This window comes from Providencia sp. CIM-Carb-044, from assembly GCF_033901115.1.
GTDB lineage: Bacteria > Pseudomonadota > Gammaproteobacteria > Enterobacterales > Enterobacteriaceae > Providencia > Providencia hangzhouensis.
This window is the reverse complement of sequence record NZ_JAXADV010000009.1, coordinates 149,275-168,543: the sequence shown is the minus strand read 5'-3', so window position 1 is coordinate 168,543 and position 19,269 is coordinate 149,275. Positions and strand designations below refer to the sequence as shown.

21 protein-coding genes are annotated in these 19,269 nt (G+C 39.9%); 7 read left to right on the top strand and 14 right to left on the bottom strand.

The genetic code is table 11. The features are described 5' to 3' along the window. The first annotated feature begins 137 nt into the window (after positions 1–137). Genes rfaD through rfaC form a run of 3 tightly spaced genes read left to right on the top strand, consistent with a single transcriptional unit; the run spans position 138 to position 3,111 of the window. Positions 138–1,076: an ADP-glyceromanno-heptose 6-epimerase gene (rfaD, locus tag SJ312_RS17015; protein ID WP_110592789.1), complete on the top strand. Its 939-nt coding sequence runs from the start codon at positions 138–140 to the stop codon at positions 1,074–1,076. A 23-nt stretch (positions 1,077–1,099) separates the two neighbouring features. Beyond that, positions 1,100–2,146, top strand: coding sequence for an ADP-heptose--LPS heptosyltransferase RfaF (gene rfaF / locus SJ312_RS17010; RefSeq protein ID WP_094962923.1), 1,047 nt, complete (start codon positions 1,100–1,102; stop codon positions 2,144–2,146). Next, positions 2,146–3,111, top strand: a complete 966-nt coding sequence (rfaC, locus tag SJ312_RS17005; RefSeq protein ID WP_319868132.1) for a lipopolysaccharide heptosyltransferase RfaC — start codon at positions 2,146–2,148, stop codon at positions 3,109–3,111. Before rfaF ends, rfaC begins: the two co-directional genes overlap by 1 nt. Before the next feature lie 54 nt (positions 3,112–3,165). On the opposite strand, the gene SJ312_RS17000 is transcribed toward rfaC, so the two are convergent. After that, entirely contained in the window at positions 3,166–4,632 is a 1,467-nt protein-coding gene (locus SJ312_RS17000; RefSeq protein ID WP_319868124.1) for a glycosyltransferase family 39 protein, read from the bottom strand. Positions 4,633–4,831: 199 nt separating this feature from the next. Then, on the bottom strand, positions 4,832–6,112 hold the full coding sequence (gene waaA, locus SJ312_RS16995) for a lipid IV(A) 3-deoxy-D-manno-octulosonic acid transferase (protein WP_096863630.1): 1,281 nt from the start codon (positions 6,110–6,112) through the stop codon (positions 4,832–4,834). Positions 6,113–6,303: 191 nt separating this feature from the next. On the opposite strand from waaA, the gene coaD reads away from it, so the two are divergent. Then, complete coding sequence (coaD, locus tag SJ312_RS16990) at positions 6,304–6,789, top strand: pantetheine-phosphate adenylyltransferase (protein WP_036959128.1); 486 nt, start codon at positions 6,304–6,306, stop codon at positions 6,787–6,789. A gap of 10 nt (positions 6,790–6,799) precedes the next feature. Here coaD and mutM read toward each other — a convergent pair whose 3' ends face one another. From mutM to radC, 12 genes are all read right to left on the bottom strand, one after another. Continuing rightward, positions 6,800–7,609, bottom strand: coding sequence for a bifunctional DNA-formamidopyrimidine glycosylase/DNA-(apurinic or apyrimidinic site) lyase (gene mutM, locus SJ312_RS16985; protein WP_319868123.1), 810 nt, complete (start codon positions 7,607–7,609; stop codon positions 6,800–6,802). Positions 7,610–7,630: 21 nt separating this feature from the next. After that, positions 7,631–7,774, bottom strand: a complete 144-nt coding sequence (locus tag SJ312_RS16980) for a hypothetical protein (protein WP_319868122.1) — start codon at positions 7,772–7,774, stop codon at positions 7,631–7,633. Between the two features lie 9 nt (positions 7,775–7,783). Then, positions 7,784–8,776, bottom strand: a complete 993-nt coding sequence (locus tag SJ312_RS16975; RefSeq protein ID WP_319868121.1) for a glycosyltransferase — start codon at positions 8,774–8,776, stop codon at positions 7,784–7,786. 1 nt (position 8,777) lies between these two features. Continuing rightward, positions 8,778–9,794 carry a glycosyltransferase family 8 protein gene (locus SJ312_RS16970; RefSeq protein ID WP_004265136.1) on the bottom strand — a complete coding sequence of 339 codons (1,017 nt, stop codon included), beginning with the start codon at positions 9,792–9,794 and terminating at the stop codon, positions 8,778–8,780. Continuing rightward, a complete protein-coding gene (rfaL, locus tag SJ312_RS16965) occupies positions 9,787–11,025 on the bottom strand; it encodes an O-antigen ligase RfaL (protein ID WP_172767520.1) in 1,239 nt (412 codons plus the stop codon). The genes SJ312_RS16970 and rfaL overlap by 8 nt, the downstream gene beginning before the upstream one ends. Before the next feature lie 18 nt (positions 11,026–11,043). Next, positions 11,044–12,054: a lipopolysaccharide 3-alpha-galactosyltransferase gene (gene waaO / locus SJ312_RS16960; protein WP_153674030.1), complete on the bottom strand. Its 1,011-nt coding sequence runs from the start codon at positions 12,052–12,054 to the stop codon at positions 11,044–11,046. A gap of 24 nt (positions 12,055–12,078) precedes the next feature. Further along, on the bottom strand, positions 12,079–12,876 hold the full coding sequence (gene rfaP, locus SJ312_RS16955; protein WP_319868120.1) for a lipopolysaccharide core heptose(I) kinase RfaP: 798 nt from the start codon (positions 12,874–12,876) through the stop codon (positions 12,079–12,081). Further along, on the bottom strand, positions 12,873–13,994 hold the full coding sequence (locus tag SJ312_RS16950) for a glycosyltransferase family 4 protein (RefSeq protein ID WP_153674028.1): 1,122 nt from the start codon (positions 13,992–13,994) through the stop codon (positions 12,873–12,875). The genes rfaP and SJ312_RS16950 overlap by 4 nt, the downstream gene beginning before the upstream one ends. 1 nt (position 13,995) lies before the next feature. Beyond that, the gene (gene rfaQ, locus SJ312_RS16945; RefSeq protein WP_319868119.1) at positions 13,996–15,060 is read right to left on the bottom strand and encodes a lipopolysaccharide core heptosyltransferase RfaQ; all 1,065 of its coding nucleotides are present in this window, start codon (positions 15,058–15,060) and stop codon (positions 13,996–13,998) included. A 198-nt stretch (positions 15,061–15,258) separates the two neighbouring features. After that, positions 15,259–15,426, bottom strand: a complete 168-nt coding sequence (gene rpmG, locus SJ312_RS16940; RefSeq protein ID WP_004265124.1) for a 50S ribosomal protein L33 — start codon at positions 15,424–15,426, stop codon at positions 15,259–15,261. Between the two features lie 11 nt (positions 15,427–15,437). After that, positions 15,438–15,674 carry a 50S ribosomal protein L28 gene (gene rpmB / locus SJ312_RS16935; protein WP_004265123.1) on the bottom strand — a complete coding sequence of 79 codons (237 nt, stop codon included), beginning with the start codon at positions 15,672–15,674 and terminating at the stop codon, positions 15,438–15,440. A 274-nt stretch (positions 15,675–15,948) separates the two neighbouring features. Beyond that, positions 15,949–16,614, bottom strand: coding sequence for a RadC family protein (gene radC / locus SJ312_RS16930; protein ID WP_094962934.1), 666 nt, complete (start codon positions 16,612–16,614; stop codon positions 15,949–15,951). Positions 16,615–16,797: 183 nt separating this feature from the next. On the opposite strand from radC, the gene coaBC reads away from it, so the two are divergent. The 3 genes from coaBC to slmA all read left to right on the top strand — a co-directional run bounded on the left by coaBC (position 16,798) and on the right by slmA (position 19,268). Beyond that, the gene (gene coaBC, locus SJ312_RS16925; RefSeq protein ID WP_004265117.1) at positions 16,798–18,009 is read left to right on the top strand and encodes a bifunctional phosphopantothenoylcysteine decarboxylase/phosphopantothenate--cysteine ligase CoaBC; all 1,212 of its coding nucleotides are present in this window, start codon (positions 16,798–16,800) and stop codon (positions 18,007–18,009) included. After that, the gene (gene dut, locus SJ312_RS16920) at positions 17,996–18,451 is read left to right on the top strand and encodes a dUTP diphosphatase (protein WP_110592781.1); all 456 of its coding nucleotides are present in this window, start codon (positions 17,996–17,998) and stop codon (positions 18,449–18,451) included. The genes coaBC and dut overlap by 14 nt, the downstream gene beginning before the upstream one ends. 217 nt (positions 18,452–18,668) lie before the next feature. Continuing rightward, the gene (gene slmA / locus SJ312_RS16915) at positions 18,669–19,268 is read left to right on the top strand and encodes a nucleoid occlusion factor SlmA (protein ID WP_004265112.1); all 600 of its coding nucleotides are present in this window, start codon (positions 18,669–18,671) and stop codon (positions 19,266–19,268) included. Position 19,269 lies beyond the last annotated feature (1 nt).

The window sequence follows — 19,269 nt, the reverse complement described above, 5'->3', positions numbered from 1 at the left end:
AAGATCACGATATTTACCTTGTTCTCATTTAAGTGTCAGCTCAATTCTCTTCTATCAATGCTACCGTCTGCGCCAAGAGATGTTATTATAGTCACCAATTACGATTCTATTTTCTTAACCCATTTGAGGTATACCCAATGATCATAGTCACTGGTGGAGCTGGTTTTATTGGCAGCAATATTATTAAAGCCCTAAATGCAATCGGCCGTACAGATATCCTAGTCGTTGATAATCTGAAAGACGGCACTAAATTCGCTAACCTTGTTGACCTTGATATTGCGGATTATGCAGATAAAGAAGATTTTATTGGCAGCATCATTGCGGGTGATGATTTCGGTGATGTCGATGCGGTATTCCATGAAGGCGCTTGCTCGTCAACCACTGAATGGGATGGAAAATATATGATGGACAATAACTACCAGTATTCCAAAGAGTTACTGCACTATTGTCTAGACCGTGAAATCCCGTTCTTATACGCTTCTTCCGCAGCAACTTATGGCGGCCGCAGTGATAACTTTATTGAAGAACGCCAATTCGAAAAACCATTGAATGTCTATGGTTACTCAAAATTCCAATTTGACCAATATGTACGTGAAATTCTGCCAGAAGCGGACTCACAAGTCTGTGGTTTCCGCTATTTCAATGTCTATGGGCCAAATGAAGACCATAAAGGCGGCATGGCAAGCGTTGCTTATCACTTAAATAAACAAATTAATGAAGGGCAAAACCCAAAACTGTTCGAAGGTAGCGATACTTTCCGCCGTGACTTTATTTATGTGGGTGATGTGGCTGCGGTCAATTTATGGTTCTGGGAAAATAATGTTTCAGGTATTTTTAACTGTGGTACAGGACGTGCGGAATCTTTCCAAGCTGTTGCTGATGCTGTTACTGAATTCCACAAAGATAAAAATGTGGCCATCGAATACATTGAGTTCCCTGAAAAATTAAAAGGTCGTTACCAAAGCTTCACACAAGCTGACCTCACTAAGCTACGTGCCGCTGGCTATACTGCACCATTTAAAACGGTTGCAGAAGGTGTCACCGAATATATGCACTTGCTCAATAAAGACGCGTAACGCTTATTTCTGAAAAATCATTTATGAAAATATTGGTGATCGGCCCTTCATGGGTAGGGGATATGATGATGTCACAAAGCCTTTATCGCACGATCAAGGCTTTACATCCCCATGCACAGATTGACGTGATGGCGCCACAATGGTGCCGTCCTTTACTCGCCAAAATGCCTGAAGTTAGCGAAGCCATTCCTATGCCGCTTGGGCATGGTGCACTGGAAATTGGTGAACGTCGTCGATTAGGCCAAAGTTTGCAGGCAAATGGCTATGACCAAGCGATTGTGTTACCCAATTCCTTAAAGTCTGCACTTGTGCCTTTCTTCGCAAAAATCCCCAAAAGAACGGGATGGCGTGGTGAAATGCGCTATGGTCTACTCAATGATATTCGCCCACTCAATAAAGACGCTTTTCCTTTAATGGTGCAGCGGTATGTTGCGCTTGCTTATGATAAGCAAACTATTCGATCAGCTGCTGATATTCCGACACCTATTTTACCGCCTAAACTGGTGACTATACCGCAAGAAGTCACTGAAACTCTGCAAACCTTTGGGGTTGAAGGTTCTCGCCCTGTTATTGGTTTTTGCCCAGGCGCAGAATTTGGGCCCGCCAAACGTTGGCCCCACTACCACTACGCTTCTCTTGCTCAAACACTCATTAGCCAAAAAGGCTATCAAGTGTTGCTATTTGGTTCACAAAAAGACCACGAAGCGGGTGAAGCCATTCGTTTAGAGCTGACCGATGATGCTAAATTGCATTGCCATAATTTTTCAGGGAAAACATCTTTAGAACAAGCTGTTAATCTAATCGATGCCTGTACTGCAGTTGTCAGTAATGACTCTGGTTTGATGCATGTCGCGGCAGCGCTAGGTAAACCTCTTGTCGCCTTATATGGCCCAAGTAGCCCTGACTTTACACCGCCATTATCAGATAAAGCAGAAGTGATCCGCCTAATTACGGGGTACCACAAAGTGCGTAAAGGTGACGGTGAAAGTGGTTATCACCAAAGTTTGATTGATATCCAACCCCAATTAGTTATCGATGCGTTAGCTCGGTTAAATATAGGTATTGAATGATGAGAGTATTATTAGTCAAAACATCTTCAATGGGAGATGTTTTACACTCATTACCTGCGCTGACCGATGCACAACAAGCCATACCCGATATCCAGTTCGATTGGGTCGTTGAAGAAGGCTTTGCACAAATTCCAACATGGCATAGTGCCGTTAACCAAGTGATCCCTGTGGCCATTCGTCGCTGGCGTAAAAATTGGTTTTCTGCACCGATCAGAGCCGAACGTGCAGAATTTCGCAAGAAATTACAAGCAACTCATTATGACGCAATCATTGATGCGCAAGGGTTATTGAAGAGCGCCTTTCTTGTCACCCGCTTAGCTCATGGCGATAAACATGGCTATGATCGCCATAGTATTCGCGAACCATTAGCCAGCTTCTTTTATGACCATCGTTACGCAATTAGTAAGCAACAACATGCCGTTGAACGTATTCGCCAGTTATTTGCCAAGAGTCTTGATTACGCCTGCCCAACACAGCAAGGGGATTACGCAATTGCTCGCCACTTTTTGCAGTCAACAGAAGAGCATCAAAGCCCTTATGTCATTTTCCTGCACTCAACTACTCGTGATGATAAGCACTGGCCTGAAGAAAATTGGCGAGAGCTCATCGGGCTAATGGCTGGGAGTGGTATCAAAATCAAATTACCGTGGGGAACACCTCATGAGCAACAGCGCGCAGAGCGATTAGCAAAAGACTTTGATTTTGTAGAGGTTTTACCTAAACTTACTTTAGCCGAAGTTGCACAGCAAATTGCTAATGCTAAAGCCGTGGTTTCTGTCGATACTGGGCTTAGCCATTTAACAGCCGCGCTTGATAAACCCAATTTTACCCTGTTTGGCCCCACTGACCCCGGCTTGATTGGAGGATATGGGCAAGGGCAGCATGAAATTAAGTCAGTTGATAATTCAATGGCAAATATTAGTGCTGACGAAGTTTATCGGCAACTAATTGACACGATAAAATAAACGGTTAGCGTTTGAATATAAAGTAACCGTTTATTTATATCAGCTTACCATGCCCTATTTCATATTCTCTGGCGCAATAAACCCAAAGCACATGGTTTCAGGTTCTGCATCTGGCTCAGAACGATAAATCACATCTTCTTTTTCTATCGTAAACTGTGGCCAGAACTTACGAACCTTAGCGAAGTTTTCATGGGCACAATCATCGTATTTTTTACCCAGTAATAAAGCACCATGTTGACGAATTTCAGCTTCCGTAATCTCACGGTTATACACATTCGGTGGCATATGCTTTTCCATAGACCAAGGCTGAATGACATGTGGCCTGTCCTTGCCATAAATAATAAACCATTGGTACTGATTATCTTCGCCGCCGACATATTTTACAGGTGTGTTATAACGTTCATACCAACGCTGTTCCCCATCTGCAATTAAGGTTTTAACACCAATAAATTTTTGCCCCGCTCCACGAATATTCGCAGCCTGAACGGTAATATAGCCAGCTACCACTAAAACACCAAAAATTGCAAAACCCACTAATGACTTCTTAAACGGTTTTCTTGGCATTTCTATTATTGAGCCAACAAATAACGGTGCGCTGATAGCCATAAATGGCTGCAGCCATTCAGTTATTCGACCACCATCGTGGAAAGAGAACCAGCCATATATCACCACTAATGGAAATAAAATAATGAAGTTAGCCATGCGGTTAGGCAAAGCTTTAGGCCACCCTAGCTTTCCACCACAGCTATAAACGACAATCGCCGCAATCACTAATGGGTAAAACACGCTTAGTGCCGCTTGTGTGGTGTGAAGATTAAACCCAGGGTCGATTTGTGAATCCACCCATTTGAAAGCCGAAAAGTCCGTTGCCATCAACCAAAAGAAATTTGGCAATACCAAAGCAAACCACAATGCAATCGCAAGGTAAAAAACAGGATGACGGTAACTTTGGCGAACCTGTTTCACAAATATAGTTAACAAGAAAACAGACCCAACTAGCGCCAACGTTGAATATTTCCCCATTGTTGCAAGGCCTGCAAATAAGGCAAACGGTAACCACCATGCAGGATTATCATCAACCGCACGTAAAAAGAAATAAATAACCCAAGGCCATAATGTCACTAGAATATAGTTATCATTATAAGGAATGATATCGAAATTAATGACACCTGATAAATTCAGCATTAGCATTGCAAACCAAGCAAAATCGCGACGCCCAGTTAAACGGAAGGCTAGTTTCCATACCCCAAGTAAACCAAATGCAATACCGACAAAATGGCTAAAATACCAATAAAAGCTATAGGGGATATCGAGGTAAATTGCAGGCCACATCATTACGCCAACAAACCATGGGTTTTTAGGTGATCCCCACTCCCCATTCATCCCCCAATTCACTGCTTCTACTGTGTCATAAGGTACGGTAGGGTCGAAATAAAAACTCGCTAAGATCCAAACGATGGCATAGCTTATGACCCATACATAAACATATTTATTTGAAATTGATTGATTAATGGCTGGCATATAGTCTTAGAAAGATAAGCAAAAGTTCCAACATTCCATTTGGATACTACTCTAATAGTAATAAACCAAATCGAATGACTCTATAATAAACGAGGCAGTGTACTATAGTTTAAATGCAATACTAGGATGTGCCAGAAAATATTCACAATCTATTGTTGTAATGTTCAAGTTAATATTCAAAAAAAGACATTACTTGGCATTATTGCTCTCGCGGAGGCAAATAGGGTTGCAATAGTTTTAATAATCTTTGAAGGGCACCTTGGTTCTCATGAAGAACTTCGGCGGCATGACGTCCATAATATAACCGGTAATCTTCATCAGAAAGCAAACTCGTCACGGCTTGAGCCATCGATTCACTATCTGTCACCGTAATTAAGCCATCTGCTTGAGTCAGTTTTCCGCAAATATCTTTAAAATTAAATGTGTGAGGCCCCATTAATACGGGTAGCGCATGGGCTGCCGCTTCGAGCGGGTTATGCCCCCCAGTCTCTACCAAGCTTCCCCCAACAAAGGCAATATCCGCAATTCCATATAGCAACATCAATTCGCCCATAGTATCGCCAATCACCACTTGAACATCTGCAGTAGGGATCGTGTTGGCACTACGACGAATAAACGTTAAACCAGCTTTTTGAGTTAGTTCTTCCGCTTTTGCAAAGCGTTCAGGGTGACGTGGTACTAAAATTAATAATAAATCAGGAAATCGTTTTAATAACTGTTGATGTGTTTCTAAAACAATGGCTTCTTCACCCTCATGAGTGCTGGTCGCTATCCAAACTGGGCGATGTGCTGCCCATTGGCGGCGTAAAGTTATTGCCCTGACAGCTAATTCAGGCGTTACAGAGATATCAAACTTCAGGCTCCCTGTTACACTCAATTGCATCCGCCGCAACCCTAATTGAACGAAACGTTCACCATCTTCCTGATGTTGTGCTGCGACCATAGTGACATTACGTAGCATACGTTTCACAAAGCTACCGAGCTTTTGATACCCAGCAGCAGAGCGCTCAGAAAGTCTCGCATTTGCAATAACCAATGGAATTTTACGTTTATGCAATTGGTTAATCATGTTTGGCCATAATTCAGTTTCCATAATGATCACAAGCTTTGGGTCGACTTGTTTTAGGAAACGTCGCATAGAACCAGGGAGGTCATAAGGTAAATAGACGTGGTCAACATCGTCGCCAAATGCAGAAAGAACGCGCTCTGAGCCAGTTGGCGTCATTGTTGTTACTGTAATTGGCAGAGACGGATAGTGATGGCGAAGTGCGCGGACTAGTGGAACGGCTGCAAGAGTTTCCCCGACAGAAACTGAATGTAATAAAATGCCTTGAGGTTTTACTTTTCCTGCACAAAAGCCGTAACGTTCGCCCCAACGTTTACGATACGCAGGCGCTTTACGGCTGCGCAGCAATAGGCGAACCCATATAAATGGCTGGATAAGATAAAGAAGTACCTGATATAAACGCAGCAATAACATTCGATCTGATTCACTTACCAAAATTGGCGCTATCTTACCATAAAGCTCAGATAAAAGTGTGCAGAATATGCACCTAAAAATAGCAGTAAAATCTTATCTACAGTTGCAACCATGCTAGATAGCCGATAATGTTAGCGCTTATTCATGCTATTTTTTCGAATAGAAAATACAAACAACGAGATACTATCGCCATGAAACATAAGGCTATTTACCCTGGTACGTTTGACCCTGTGACATCAGGACATGTTGATATTGTTACCCGAGCAGCAGCAATGTTTGACCATGTCTTGTTGGCTATTGCAAATAGCCAACGAAAAAACCCGATGTTTTCCCTTGATGAGCGCGTTGCCCTTGCTAAAGAGGTGACTTCTCACCTTGATAATGTTGAAGTTGTTGGGTTTTCTGAATTGATGGCTAATTTTGCACAAAAAAATGGCGCTAATATTCTTATTCGTGGCGTTCGTTCTGTGGCTGATTTCGAATATGAGTGGCAATTAGCGAATATGAACCGCCATTTTGTTCCTGACTTGGAAACCGTATTTTTATTACCATCGCAAAGTTTGTCCTTTGTTTCTTCTTCTTTAATCAAAGATGTTGCCCTCCACGATGGTGATATTTCGTCTTTCCTACCCCCAGTGGTTGCTGAGGCAATGCTAAAGAAACTCAATAAAAAATAGCAAAAGCGCACTATTTTTGACACTGCGGACAAAAGAAAGTACTGCGTTGCCCCTGTTTAATGCTTTCTATTGGCGTACCACACATTGAGCAGGGTTCCCCCTTTTTCCCATAGACAAACAATTCTTGGGCAAAGTAACCCGGCTTACCATCCGACTGTAAAAAATCTTTTAGTGTCGTGCCGCCTTGCTCAATGGAGCGTTGTAACACCTTTTTGATCTGTTGCACGAGTTCAGTAATTTCAGCCAATGTTAATGTATTAGTGATTTTTTCAGGTGATATTTTCGTCGCAAATAATGCTTCATTGGCATAAATATTACCCACACCAACAACCACTTTGTTATCCATTAACCACGGCTTAACGGCCACTTTTTTCTTTTGCGCTAATTCATAAAGATATTGGGGATTAAAAGCATCTGATAATGGCTCAGGTCCTAAGTGTGCAAGTACCGAACTGTTTTCTAAATCATCACACCAGAGCCATGCGCCAAAACGACGAGGGTCCGTATAGCGCAGCACTTTGCCATCTCGCATGACTAAATCTACATGGTCATGTTTTTCTTCATGTAATTCCTCTGTCAAAATACGCACACTACCAGACATTCCCAAATGAACAATAATCCAACCTGTTTGCAATTCAATCAGTAGATATTTGGCCCGACGTTGGACACTCAGAACCGCTTCATCTGATAAGCTTTTAATTTGTTCACTGACCGGCCAACGTAATCGACTGTTGCGTACAACTGCATAAGAGATTGTATTTCCGACTAAATGTGGCTCTATTCCACGGCGGCTGGTTTCAACTTCTGGTAGTTCTGGCATATATAAACTCACATTTCTTGCTTAGGGATACCATTTTGCAATCACCCTCATGAGCTCATCTTTAACAATTTCCCAAGTGAAATTATCATAAGCATGTTTTTTGGCATGATAGGCTATGTCTTGGCTATTTGGGTGCTCTAACGCACTAGTAATATCTTCTGCCATACTTAAAGGCTAAAGTGGCTCCCTGAAAATAAACCCAGTTTCATTATGTGAAATAAATTCCACCATTGCTCCTCGCTGGCTCGCTATCACAGGGCGCCCGGAAGCCATCGCCTCTAATGCGACCATACAAAATGGCTCTGGGGCGATGGAAGGTACAGCAACCACATCCGCAAGAGAATAATAGTGTCGGATCTTTTCAGGATGAACACCACCTAAGAAAATACATTGTTCATCCAAATTTTTTGCATAATCTTTTACTTCATCTTGATATTGCGCTAATTCACCTTTTAACGCGGCATTTGGGTCACCCACAATGACGAGCTTATAACGAGGGCCTTTTTTAAAAAAAGTCTCGCACGCCTGCATTAATTCAAGTAATCCTTTATCCCTAGCGATTCGGCCAGCGAATAAAACTATTTTATCTTCTGCTGTTAGCCCAAAATCCTCACGTTTGACCTCAGGAGGCTGAGCATAAATTTCACCATCAAACCCATTACGGACCACTTCAATAAGCGCATTTGGTAAACGTTCTCTGTACCAGTTTTTCATAAAATGACTTGGCACTATGATTTTTATGTCTTCAGGGACATCTTTAGGCTCATACAAATTATGCATGTGTAACACAACGTTATTATGCCCTTCTTTCTTAATTATTTTTTTGAAGGATTTAATATGATTGTGAACAAAAATAACGCTTTCATTCGGATTTGGCGAAAATTGATGTTTAATTTTGACAATTCTATCTGCATAAGAATATGGATCTAATCTTGTCCATTTCTTGAATAGCCTTGTATACACTTTTCCAAACTTAATACGCTCAATTTCACAATACTTATTAACAACAGAATGAGCACTATACCCATCATTTCGTATACAAACGATTCGGTTTTCAATGTCTAATCGTTTGGCGACATTGTACATCCACGATTCAATTGCTGCCGCACTTTTAGGCGGTATAGAAAATATAGGAGAAACTGTTAAGATAATTTTATTAATCATCATATTATTTTCTTTTTTTTGCGTATTTTTCAAACAAATAGCAAATGCCCGACAAAATACCTGATAAATACGCACCCCGCTTTAATAGGTGTTTATATTCCTTTTTCCTTTCAACAAATTTAGTGGCATGTTTTAAATCATCCTTTGTCCAAGGTGATTGTGCTAATGCTTTATAAAAAGACTGAGAAGAAGGATAATTCGCCCATGTATGCCAAGGTTTACTCACACCAGTGTAATGAATTAAAACCGTTTCGGGTGTAATAATGGTTTGGTATTTTTGATGTGTTCGGTCATACAGCTCATTTTTTAGGGTGTAAACTGTATTAAATTTTTTATTAAGCAGTATCAGGTCATTTCTTAAAATAAGGTTTAATACATCTTGATCAGGGTATTTAAACCGTTGTTTCGCATTTTCTGCAGACAACAACTCAAAACATTGCTGAGTAACTCGTTTTTCGTGCCACTTCTTTAAATTCACAAACATAACACCCGAGTTAAAATAGGTCTCAGATAACTGTGGTGTGTGTAATCGCGTTTCACTTTTTGTTCTTACACCGATGTCATCAGCAATAACACCACAAACTTTGTCTTCAATTAAATTGGCTGCCAAATCTAATTGACCATCACAGATAACATCCGCATCTAAATATAAGGCAACATCATAATCTTTCGAGAGATAATCTAAAGCAACTAACCGAAAGTACATCGCTGAGGACCAAACATCAGAAGCCGGCAATGTTTTTAATAATTGATTATCCAATTCATAAACATGAAATTCAGCTGAAAACTGATGAGAAATAACCTTCAATTTCTCTAAAAAGCTAGGGCTGACTTTATCTAAAAAATAATGAAATCTGAAGAACGTATTTGGGTTATTAATAAGTAAAGAGACCGCTGAAACACCCGCACCAAACTGATAGTTTTCATCCGAACCATAAATAACATCAAGACATGGTAAAGAGGTATTACTAGCATTAGCCCCCTCATTTAGCAGATATTTATTTGTTATCAGGTTATTCATGGCACACTCTCTTCTGCTTGGTTGAACTATGCCCCATCATGGCGATTAAAAACCCCAAAAGAATACCTAAGGGTTTAAGGTCCACTTGTTCAAACATCCCACGTACCAGATAAAAGCCAATAAGACTTAACAACAATGCAATGAAGGCAAAGTAAATTTCCGGTTCTTCAGACCTATTTTTAATCCCTTGCATTGAGGAATAGCACATTGACAAAAATACCGCACTAAATATCGCTAACCCTGCAATACCTGCACCAAACCAAATATAAAGCCAAATATTATGGGGCCCGATAGACTTCTTAAATGTCCATTTCGGATGATTTTTTACAACACTGTTATACTTTTCATGGTAAATTTTATCGCCAAAACCATATCCGATAACTGGATTTTCCAATATGAGCTCAAAAGCGGTTCCTTGGGTTCCATTAGCATAACGGTAAGAACTGTCTGTCTGCTCCAGCTTATAAAATAATTGTTTACTTGTATCAGGGTAAATTAGCTTAATAGAAATAAGTGAAACTAATGAAAGGCATAATACAACCCCAATTAGCTTCCAAGGACGTTTAAAACACAAAAATAATAACCCAGCGACTGCAACTGCAACCCATGCCCCCCGAGCTAGCGTTCCAAATAAAACAAACAGAAATACAATACTTAAAATATAGAAATAAATAAGTTTAGATTTAGGCAATAAATACCAAAGAATAGGAAGTATTGGAAAGAAAAAAACTAACGCATCCGAAACATGCCTAAAATCATAGGTAGTAAACGGCAAGATACCCTGCTGATAAGCTATATAGTAGCGGTATAACTCAACAAGTAAAACTAAGGATAACGATGCAGTAAAACTCGTTAATAATAGTTTTGAAATATCTTTTAGGCTTTCTCTATATAAAATAATCGGCAATAAAAGAGATAAACTTAGTATTCCATAATTTAATAAATTATTGTTGAGGGTCTTAATCGATACACTTGGTATATCCGAATAAGTTACTGATATATAAAGAAAGATAGAAAAAGCACCAACCAAATATAATAGCTTATTATTTAATTTTTCCAACACTTTTTTTGTATCTAAAGATAGATAAACCAAAGATGTCGCTATCATCAAATAGAACAGAATATGCTTATATCTCGTTACATTTTCCACAAAAAAAAGAACAACAAAAATTAGTACCAAAGTCTTGTTATACTTTGAGAGAATACTTTCATTTCTTTCTAAAAAAGACATAACTTACCCAATTATTATTTAATTTAGTTTAACCCAGAAATACTGAAGATTATTTTTTATCCCAGAGAAAACCTTTCCTTGGTTAAACATATGCTTCGCACAATAACGCAAATGATTACTGCTTTTAGCCTTCAGTAAGGGAATATCTTTCCAAGGCGATGCGTCCTTTGCACTAATAAAGGGTTGAGCTGTTGGATAATTCGCCCACTCATGCCAAGGCTTAGTTGGGCCAATATAATGAATCAATACCGTTTCAGGCGTGATTGGATTTTCTTTTTTGCCTTTTTGCAGCTCATAATTGATGCTGTATTGAGTGTTATATTTGCCATCAAGGTAAATGACTTTCCCTGTTAATAGCATATTTAAAATGTCTTGGTCTAAATAGGATAATTTTGCTTTCACAGCATCTTGGGAAAGTAAATCCATTGCTTTAGTTGAGATATCAAATTTTGACCAATTCACTAAATTTAAAACTAAAAACCCTGCATTAAAATACCCCGAAGCAATACTTGGGACTCCTAAAGCATCAGCTCTTTTTTGCCACCAATTGCGATCCCTTTCAGGCACAACAGCAGCGATTTCATCATCTTTAAATTGAATATTTAGCAATGGCTGCAGCGTTCCTTGGCACATAATATCTGCATCCATATAGATCATTCTATTTAACTGGTTTGAAAAGTAGTCCGCAATAATAAACCTAAAATAAGTTGCATATGACCAATTTTTGGTACTTGGAAGCGATTTAAGCTGTTCACAGTCAACTAAATAAACTTTAATACTCGTCTTATATTGCTTAGCGAGCTGTTTAAATAATTTATTTTGCTCATCATCAAAATAGTCAGTAAATACATGAAATGAAAAAGAGATATCAGGATTGGTTTTTAATAGAGAAGCAATCGAGATCCCACATCCATATAGAAAATTACGGTCAATCCCATAGGAAATATGTAAGCTGTCATTATTAACAATCGCATCAGATGACGATAAATCAATTTGTTGTGTAACCGCATTTTCTTTATTGAAGAACATTTATATCTCTCTTCTTTCTTTGACTTACAATGACTTTCTAATTGTACGTTCTTTAATTTGTGCAGCTTTGCTTTCCGCTTTAGCGATCAATGACGCTTCCTGTTGCAAAATATCTCGTAGCGATAAGCCAAAGTAGACTTTCATAAAACGAAGAACATCACGCTGAGTGAGCCCAATATTTAATGATGAATAATATAAACCAATTAAGTCTTTATTTCGCCAACGAATTGGAACAGAATTTCTGAGTTGTGCTCTGTGCAAATCAATAACCGATATTTTTAGCTGTTCTTCATTTCCCGTAAATGGCAAATGCAGTAAAAAATGGCAAATATAACAATCACGATGGTTAATACCCGTTGCGTGCATTTTACTCACCATTTTCGCAACCCGACGAATAATCATTTGCTTGGTACTGAAAGTTGGCGGGTTATCTAACCAATTTGCACAATAATCTTCCAAACTCACCGTCGGGGTCAAATCTTCAGTAATAATAAAGGAGTGGCGACGAAGAGGATTACCCCCTTTTTGCCCGAACGCTCGTCCATTCATAGTATCCACTCCCACTTGGGTAAGTTGATGAATAGCATTCCACTCTCTATCAGCCCCTAATACCGGTAACCGAAAAGATAATAAGTTTTTAAGGACTTCTTTCAGTGTAGTCCCATAATGAATTTTTATAAAATAGCTACGCCCTTCAAGTTCAAAGCGCAGCGTTTTACGTGTCTCTAACGCACGAAAAACTTCACCTTGTAACTTATCAGCTTCGATAAAGGGATCTTTATTTTTCCACAACTCGCTAAAAGGGGTTTTTAACTCAATCATTTGCTTCCCCCTAAAATAATATCTGCGGCTTTTTCTGGTAAACTATACAAATCTTCTGTATCCGCAAAATAACGCGCATTACTTGCCCATTGTGCTAATTGAGCCGGATTTTTTAAACTATTTTCTAAAGCCAAGTTTAAAACGGTTTGTTCAAAAGGTTCATTTACCACAATACCGCATTGAGCTTGGCTAATAAATGAAGCATATCCACACACTTCTGTGACAATAATCGGTAAACCTGCAGTAATCGCTTCTAATAACACGATACCTGCGGCTTCTTGATAAGCTGGATGCATTAATATATCGGCTGCTGCCATTAATTCTGCAATATCATTACGTCCACTAAAGAAAGAGACTTGTGAGCCGATTCCTAGCGTTTTCGCTAACTGCTGGTATTTCACCGGTTTATCTTGGCCAACTACCATCAATAACGTGTTTTTCTTAATGTCTTCGGGCAATGCCGCAATGGCTTTTATGGTCCGGTCAACACCTTTACGTTTGAAGTCAGAGCCCACCTGCAATACTAAAAATGCAGATTCAGGTATTTGATTTTTTTCACGATAAACTCTTTTGGCGTCAGCAATTTGTTTATCATATTTTCTATCTTGGGCAATACCGGGAGGTAGCATATGAAAACGCTCATTTTCAGTTCCATAATGCTTTTTAAAATGACTAATTTGATGTGGCGTTAACATTAATAGCTGTGTCGGTTTCCCCACTGCAAAAACCGCTTTTTCAAATGCGGCATAGTGTTTATAGCGAGGTGTCAGCTTATACAAAAACCCTTTTTCTTCAGCGACTTTTTGTGCATAACAGACATCAGCTGCATAATAAACATCCAACCCTGGCATTTTATTGAAACCAATTATCCGCTCAGCAGGATGCTGCTTTAAATGAGCTAACACCCAGTCACAATATTGTGCATTTCGCCCATGATTCGTCTTTGAAGTTATCGGTACGATAATAATTTCAAAACCACTAGGCTTATCACCTTCCCATGATTGGGTATAAACACGGACGTGATGACCACGTGACTGGCATTCAGTTGCAATACGTAGGAAATCCCGCTGTAACCCACCAAACGGAAAGTATTTATATAAGCAAAATGCCAGATTCATGTTAATACCTTGTCATCATAGAGCGAATATTCATCGGCAACATTTTCTCTGTTGCTTTAATTACATCAGAAGCTGGAATAATGGATAAATACTTTTTATCACGATCTAGCTCTTCTCTCGGTGGCATAGTTTCATAATCACCCGCCCAAAACTGAACGACATTATCGCTCCAAGGCCGCCAAAAAATATGATTTGTCGCACCGAAAAGGCACACTATTGGCGTTTTAACTGCAGCAGCAATGTGCATTGGTGCCGAATCAACACCAATAAATAAAGCGGCATGAGCAATTAATGCGCCTAGCTCAGGAAATGAAGTTTTCCCTGCTAGTTCAGTAACGGGCTTTGTGTGGCAGCCATTTGCAATATCACTGATACATTCCAAATCTTCTTTACTCGGCCCCGAAGTTAAAACCACTTGATAACCCCGAGACTGCAATGCATCAATGACGGCTGAGAATTTTTCATTATCCCAACACTTAAAAGCTTGGCGCGCTGTTGGTTGGATGACGACATAGCTGCTATGGACACCAAGGCTTAATAACCTTTCATCAATATTTTTCCAATCCTGCTCTGAATAAGACATCGTTAGATGTGTTTTTAGTTCTTTTATTTCTAACGGCTTGAGCACTGATAGGTTATTTAGAACAACATGTTCGCCTTCAGGTTCTGTCAAATGCGTAAAACTATTACACCAATATTTAGAGTCTCGGTGGGCAAACTGATGGGAAATTTTTGTACTAGCAGGAATTGCTCGAACCAATACACTCACCATCCATTGGTCTGCTAGATTAACAACTAAATCATATTTATTTTTACGCAGCTTTAGCAGTAATTTAATAACATTACATGCTTTACTCAGCCCACCACTTTTTTTCCCTGCCATGCCGTACAAAGCGTTAATTTCAGCATTTTCAGAGAGGATAGGGATAGTATCCTGATAAAGCAAAACATCAATTTCAGCATCAGGATATTGGTGTTTTAATGAGCTGATAACCGGTGTTGTCAGCAGCATGTCCCCATGAAACCTCATCTTGATCACAAGAATTTTTTTAAACTGTTTTTTCACCAGGCACTCTTAATCAAGTCTATATGTAAAAGACAATAGTCATTCGACAACAAATATCATTATTAATTCAATGAATACTCTCTATGTTACTACTTTCATTATAATGGTCATAGCTTCGAATGCGCATATCATCGATAACCCAAATTTTAGGTAAAAAAAAACTCAGCCGAAGCTGAGTTTTTAACGCAGAAAGCAAAATTATTTAATTTTTGCTTCTTTGTAGATCACATGCTTACGAACAACTGGATCGAATTTTTTCAGTTCCAGTTTTTCTGGCATTGTGCGCTTGTTCTTCGTAGTGGTATAGAAATGACCTGTACCTTCAGAAGAGACTAGCTTGATTTTCTCGCGAATACCTTTAGCCATTTTTTAGCTCCTTAGTACTTCTCACCACGGGTACGCAGTTCAGCAAGAACAGCATCAATACCCTTTTTATCGATAACACGCATACCTTTAGCAGATACACGCAGTGTTACGAAACGTTTCTCAGACTCAACCCAGAAACGGTGAGAGTGCAGGTTTGGCAAAAAACGACGTTTGGTCGCGTTTAATGCGTGTGAACGGTTGTTACCGCTCATTGGACGCTTGCCAGTAACTTGGCAGACTCGTGACATGTCTATTCTCCAAAAATCTAATCAGCTCGAGCTTTTTTGTTCTGGGTATGGCCGCCTCGTCAGGCTTAGGAGCCCATCTCAGCAAACTTTCATTGACTGAAAAAACCGTTGATACCTGAATAAAGATTTACTTTACTAAGACGTAAAAATTTACTGAGATAGGCCCTTCTCGCCAAACCCAAGATCCTTAAAGGTGGCGTAGTATACGCTTTCAATCGTTTTCACTCAAGCCCAACACAAAGAAAGTTGTCATTTTTTAGGCAAAAAAATAATTTTATAACCACCCTCGCTCTACAAATGACACACATTGCTTATGCCCGACGACAAAATGGTCAAGTAGTTTAATCCCCATAATGGCGCAAGCACGTTGGATTCGCTCTGTCACTTGCCTATCCGCAGTGCTGGGTTCTGGGTTACCCGATGGATGATTATGGGCTAATATAATGCCGTTCGCATTCATTTTTATGGCAAAGCGAATAATTTCTCTGGGGTGGACTTCAACTTTGTTCAAAGTACCTTTAAACAACTCTTCATGGCAAATAATTTGATTTTTATTATTTAAAAATATCACGACAAAAACTTCACGCTCTTGCCCTGCGAATAAATCCAACAACTTTGCTTTCAACTGTTCAGGCCCAGTCATCACATCTTCATATAAAAATTGTTCAGAGAAAAAGCGTCGAGCTAGTTCACTGACGGCCTGTAGTTGGGTAAATTTACAACTCCCCATTCCTTTACAGTGTTTTAGTTTTTCGTAGTCTGCTTGTAGAAGCAAATACACTGAACCAAACTCCTGTATTAAACGCTTCGCAAGCTGCAAAACAGGTTCACCTTGGCTCCCTGTACGCAAAAAAATAGCGAGTAGCTCAGCATCAGATAACGCAGCCGCCCCGTATGCGAGTAGCTTTTCTCTTGGTGGTAAATCTAGATGTTCACTCATCATATTCTTTGTCCCTAAATCCCTTGCATCCTTTTTATCTAGCCTAAAAAACATTCACAACCCCTCACATATGGGTTTGCGTAGCGCTTCGCAAAAATAGTACTGTGACGAAAAATCGAGCGCGCCACCTCTAGCTTCTCTGTGGTAATATGCCTCCCATGTTGACCGAATTGGATAAAAATAATGAATCAACTATCACTATTAGGTAAGCAGATAGTTATTGGTATTAGTGGGGGCATTGCCGCTTATAAAATCCCTGAACTTACCCGCCGTTTGCGCGATAAAGGTGCGATTGTGCGTGTTGTGATGACTCAAGGTGCAAAAGCCTTTATTACACCTTTAACCTTACAAGCCGTTTCAGGGCATCCTGTTTCCGATGACTTACTCGACCCAGCCGCTGAGGCTGCCATGGGACATATTGAACTCGCTAAGTGGGCAGATATCATTATTCTAGCGCCTGCTACTGCGGATTTAATTGCTCGCCTCAGTGCAGGAATGGCAAATGATTTACTCACAACAGTTTGTCTTGCTTCCGCTGCACCGATTGCACTTGTGCCAGCAATGAACCAACAAATGTACAAAGCAAAAGCAACGCAAGAAAATTTAATCAAACTGCAACAACGCCAATGTATGATTTGGGGGCCGGACGCAGGTAGCCAAGCTTGCGGTGATATTGGTCCTGGTCGCATGATTGACCCACTAGAAATTGTTCGTCTAACCAGTGAGTTTTTTACCCCTAAACTCGACTTACAAGGTATCAAATTAATGATCACTGCTGGCCCAACACGGGAAGCACTCGACCCCGTTCGTTTCATCAGCAACCATAGTTCGGGGAAAATGGGTTTTGCCATTGCTAAGGCAGCCAGTCAACGTGGTGCTGACGTCACTTTGATTGCGGGCCCTGTAAATATTGAAACACCAGAAGGGGTTAAGCGGATTGATGTCACGAGCGGCCTAGAAATGTATGAGCAAGTTCATCAAACCATTACAGAGCAAAATATTTTTATTGGTTGCGCCGCAGTTGCAGATTACCGAGCAAAAAACATTGCTGAAAACAAAATAAAAAAACAAGGTGATGAAGTTTCGATTACACTTATCAAAAATCCAGATATCGTGGCTAGTGTCGGCAACCTAAAACACAATAGGCCATATGTTGTTGGGTTTGCAGCTGAGACCCAAAATGTGGAAGAATACGCACGCCAAAAACGACAGCAAAAACAACTCGATCTCATTTGTGCCAATGACGTCTCACTAGCAGACAATGGATTTAATAGCGATAACAACGCGTTACATATTTTTGATGCTAACGGTGATACACGTTTGCCTCACTGCAATAAAAACGAATTAAGCCACTATTTACTTGACGAGATACTTCAACGTTATGAAAAAAATTGACCTAAAAATCCTTGATAGCCGTATCGGTAATGAATTTCCTCTACCAGCCTACGCCACTACAGGTTCTGCTGGTTTAGATTTACGTGCATGCCTTGATGCACCTATCGATCTGGCGCCAGGTCAAACAGAACTTATTCCAACGGGTTTAGCCATTCACATTGCTGATGAAAGCCTTGCTGCTGTGATCTTACCTCGTTCAGGTTTAGGACATAAACATGGCGTCGTACTTGGTAACCTAGTTGGGCTCATTGACTCTGATTATCAAGGGCAACTTATGGTGTCTGTCTGGAACCGTAGTGATAAAAATTTTACTATTGAACCCGGTGAACGTATGGCTCAAATGGTATTTGTCCCGGTTGTTCAGGCGGAATTTAATATTGTTGATGATTTTGACGCAACAGAGCGTGGGGCTGGCGGTTTCGGCCATTCCGGCCGTCAATAAATAGAATATCCTGATAACAAATATGCTAGATAGAACCTGAATTAGGTTCTATCTTTATGAATAAAAACAATCAGCCGCATATTTTCTTTCAGGAAGCTTGCTCAACATTACTTATATTTTAAACATTTTTTAAATCCATTTTGCTTTGTAAGTCTCTTTACTAAGAGCAAAATTTTGGATAGTTTGTTTTGCTGTTTTAGCAGGGGTCTTATTAGACATGGCAGAAAAAGCGACAACACAAAAACGTAACAGACGTGATGAGATTTTACAGGCTCTTGCGTTAATGTTAGAAAGTAGTGATGGTAGCCAACGCATTACAACAGCAAAACTTGCTGCTACGGTTGGTGTATCAGAGGCTGCGCTGTATCGTCATTTTCCGAGTAAAATGAAAATGTTCGATAGCCTCATTGGGTTTATTGAAGACTCATTGGTTTCGCGCATTAATCTGATTTTAAGTGATGAAAAAGATACGATAATTAGAATTAAACTAATACTAGCGCTAATACTTGGTTTTTCAGAGAAAAACCCTGGGCTAACGCGTATAATGACAGGCCACGCTCTGATGTTTGAGCAAGATAGGCTTCAAGATCGTATTAATCAATTATTTGAACGTATAGAATCGCAATTGCGGCAGGTGTTGAAAGAGAAAAAAATACGTGATGGTCATGGGTTTATTCATGATGAGTCACTGCTTGCTTCTCAGCTATTAGCCTTTTGTGAAGGAATGCTCTCACGTTTTGTACGTTCTGAGTTTCGTTATCGGCCAACCGTCGAGTTTGAATCGCGCTGGCCTTTAATTCTAGCTCAGTTACAATAAC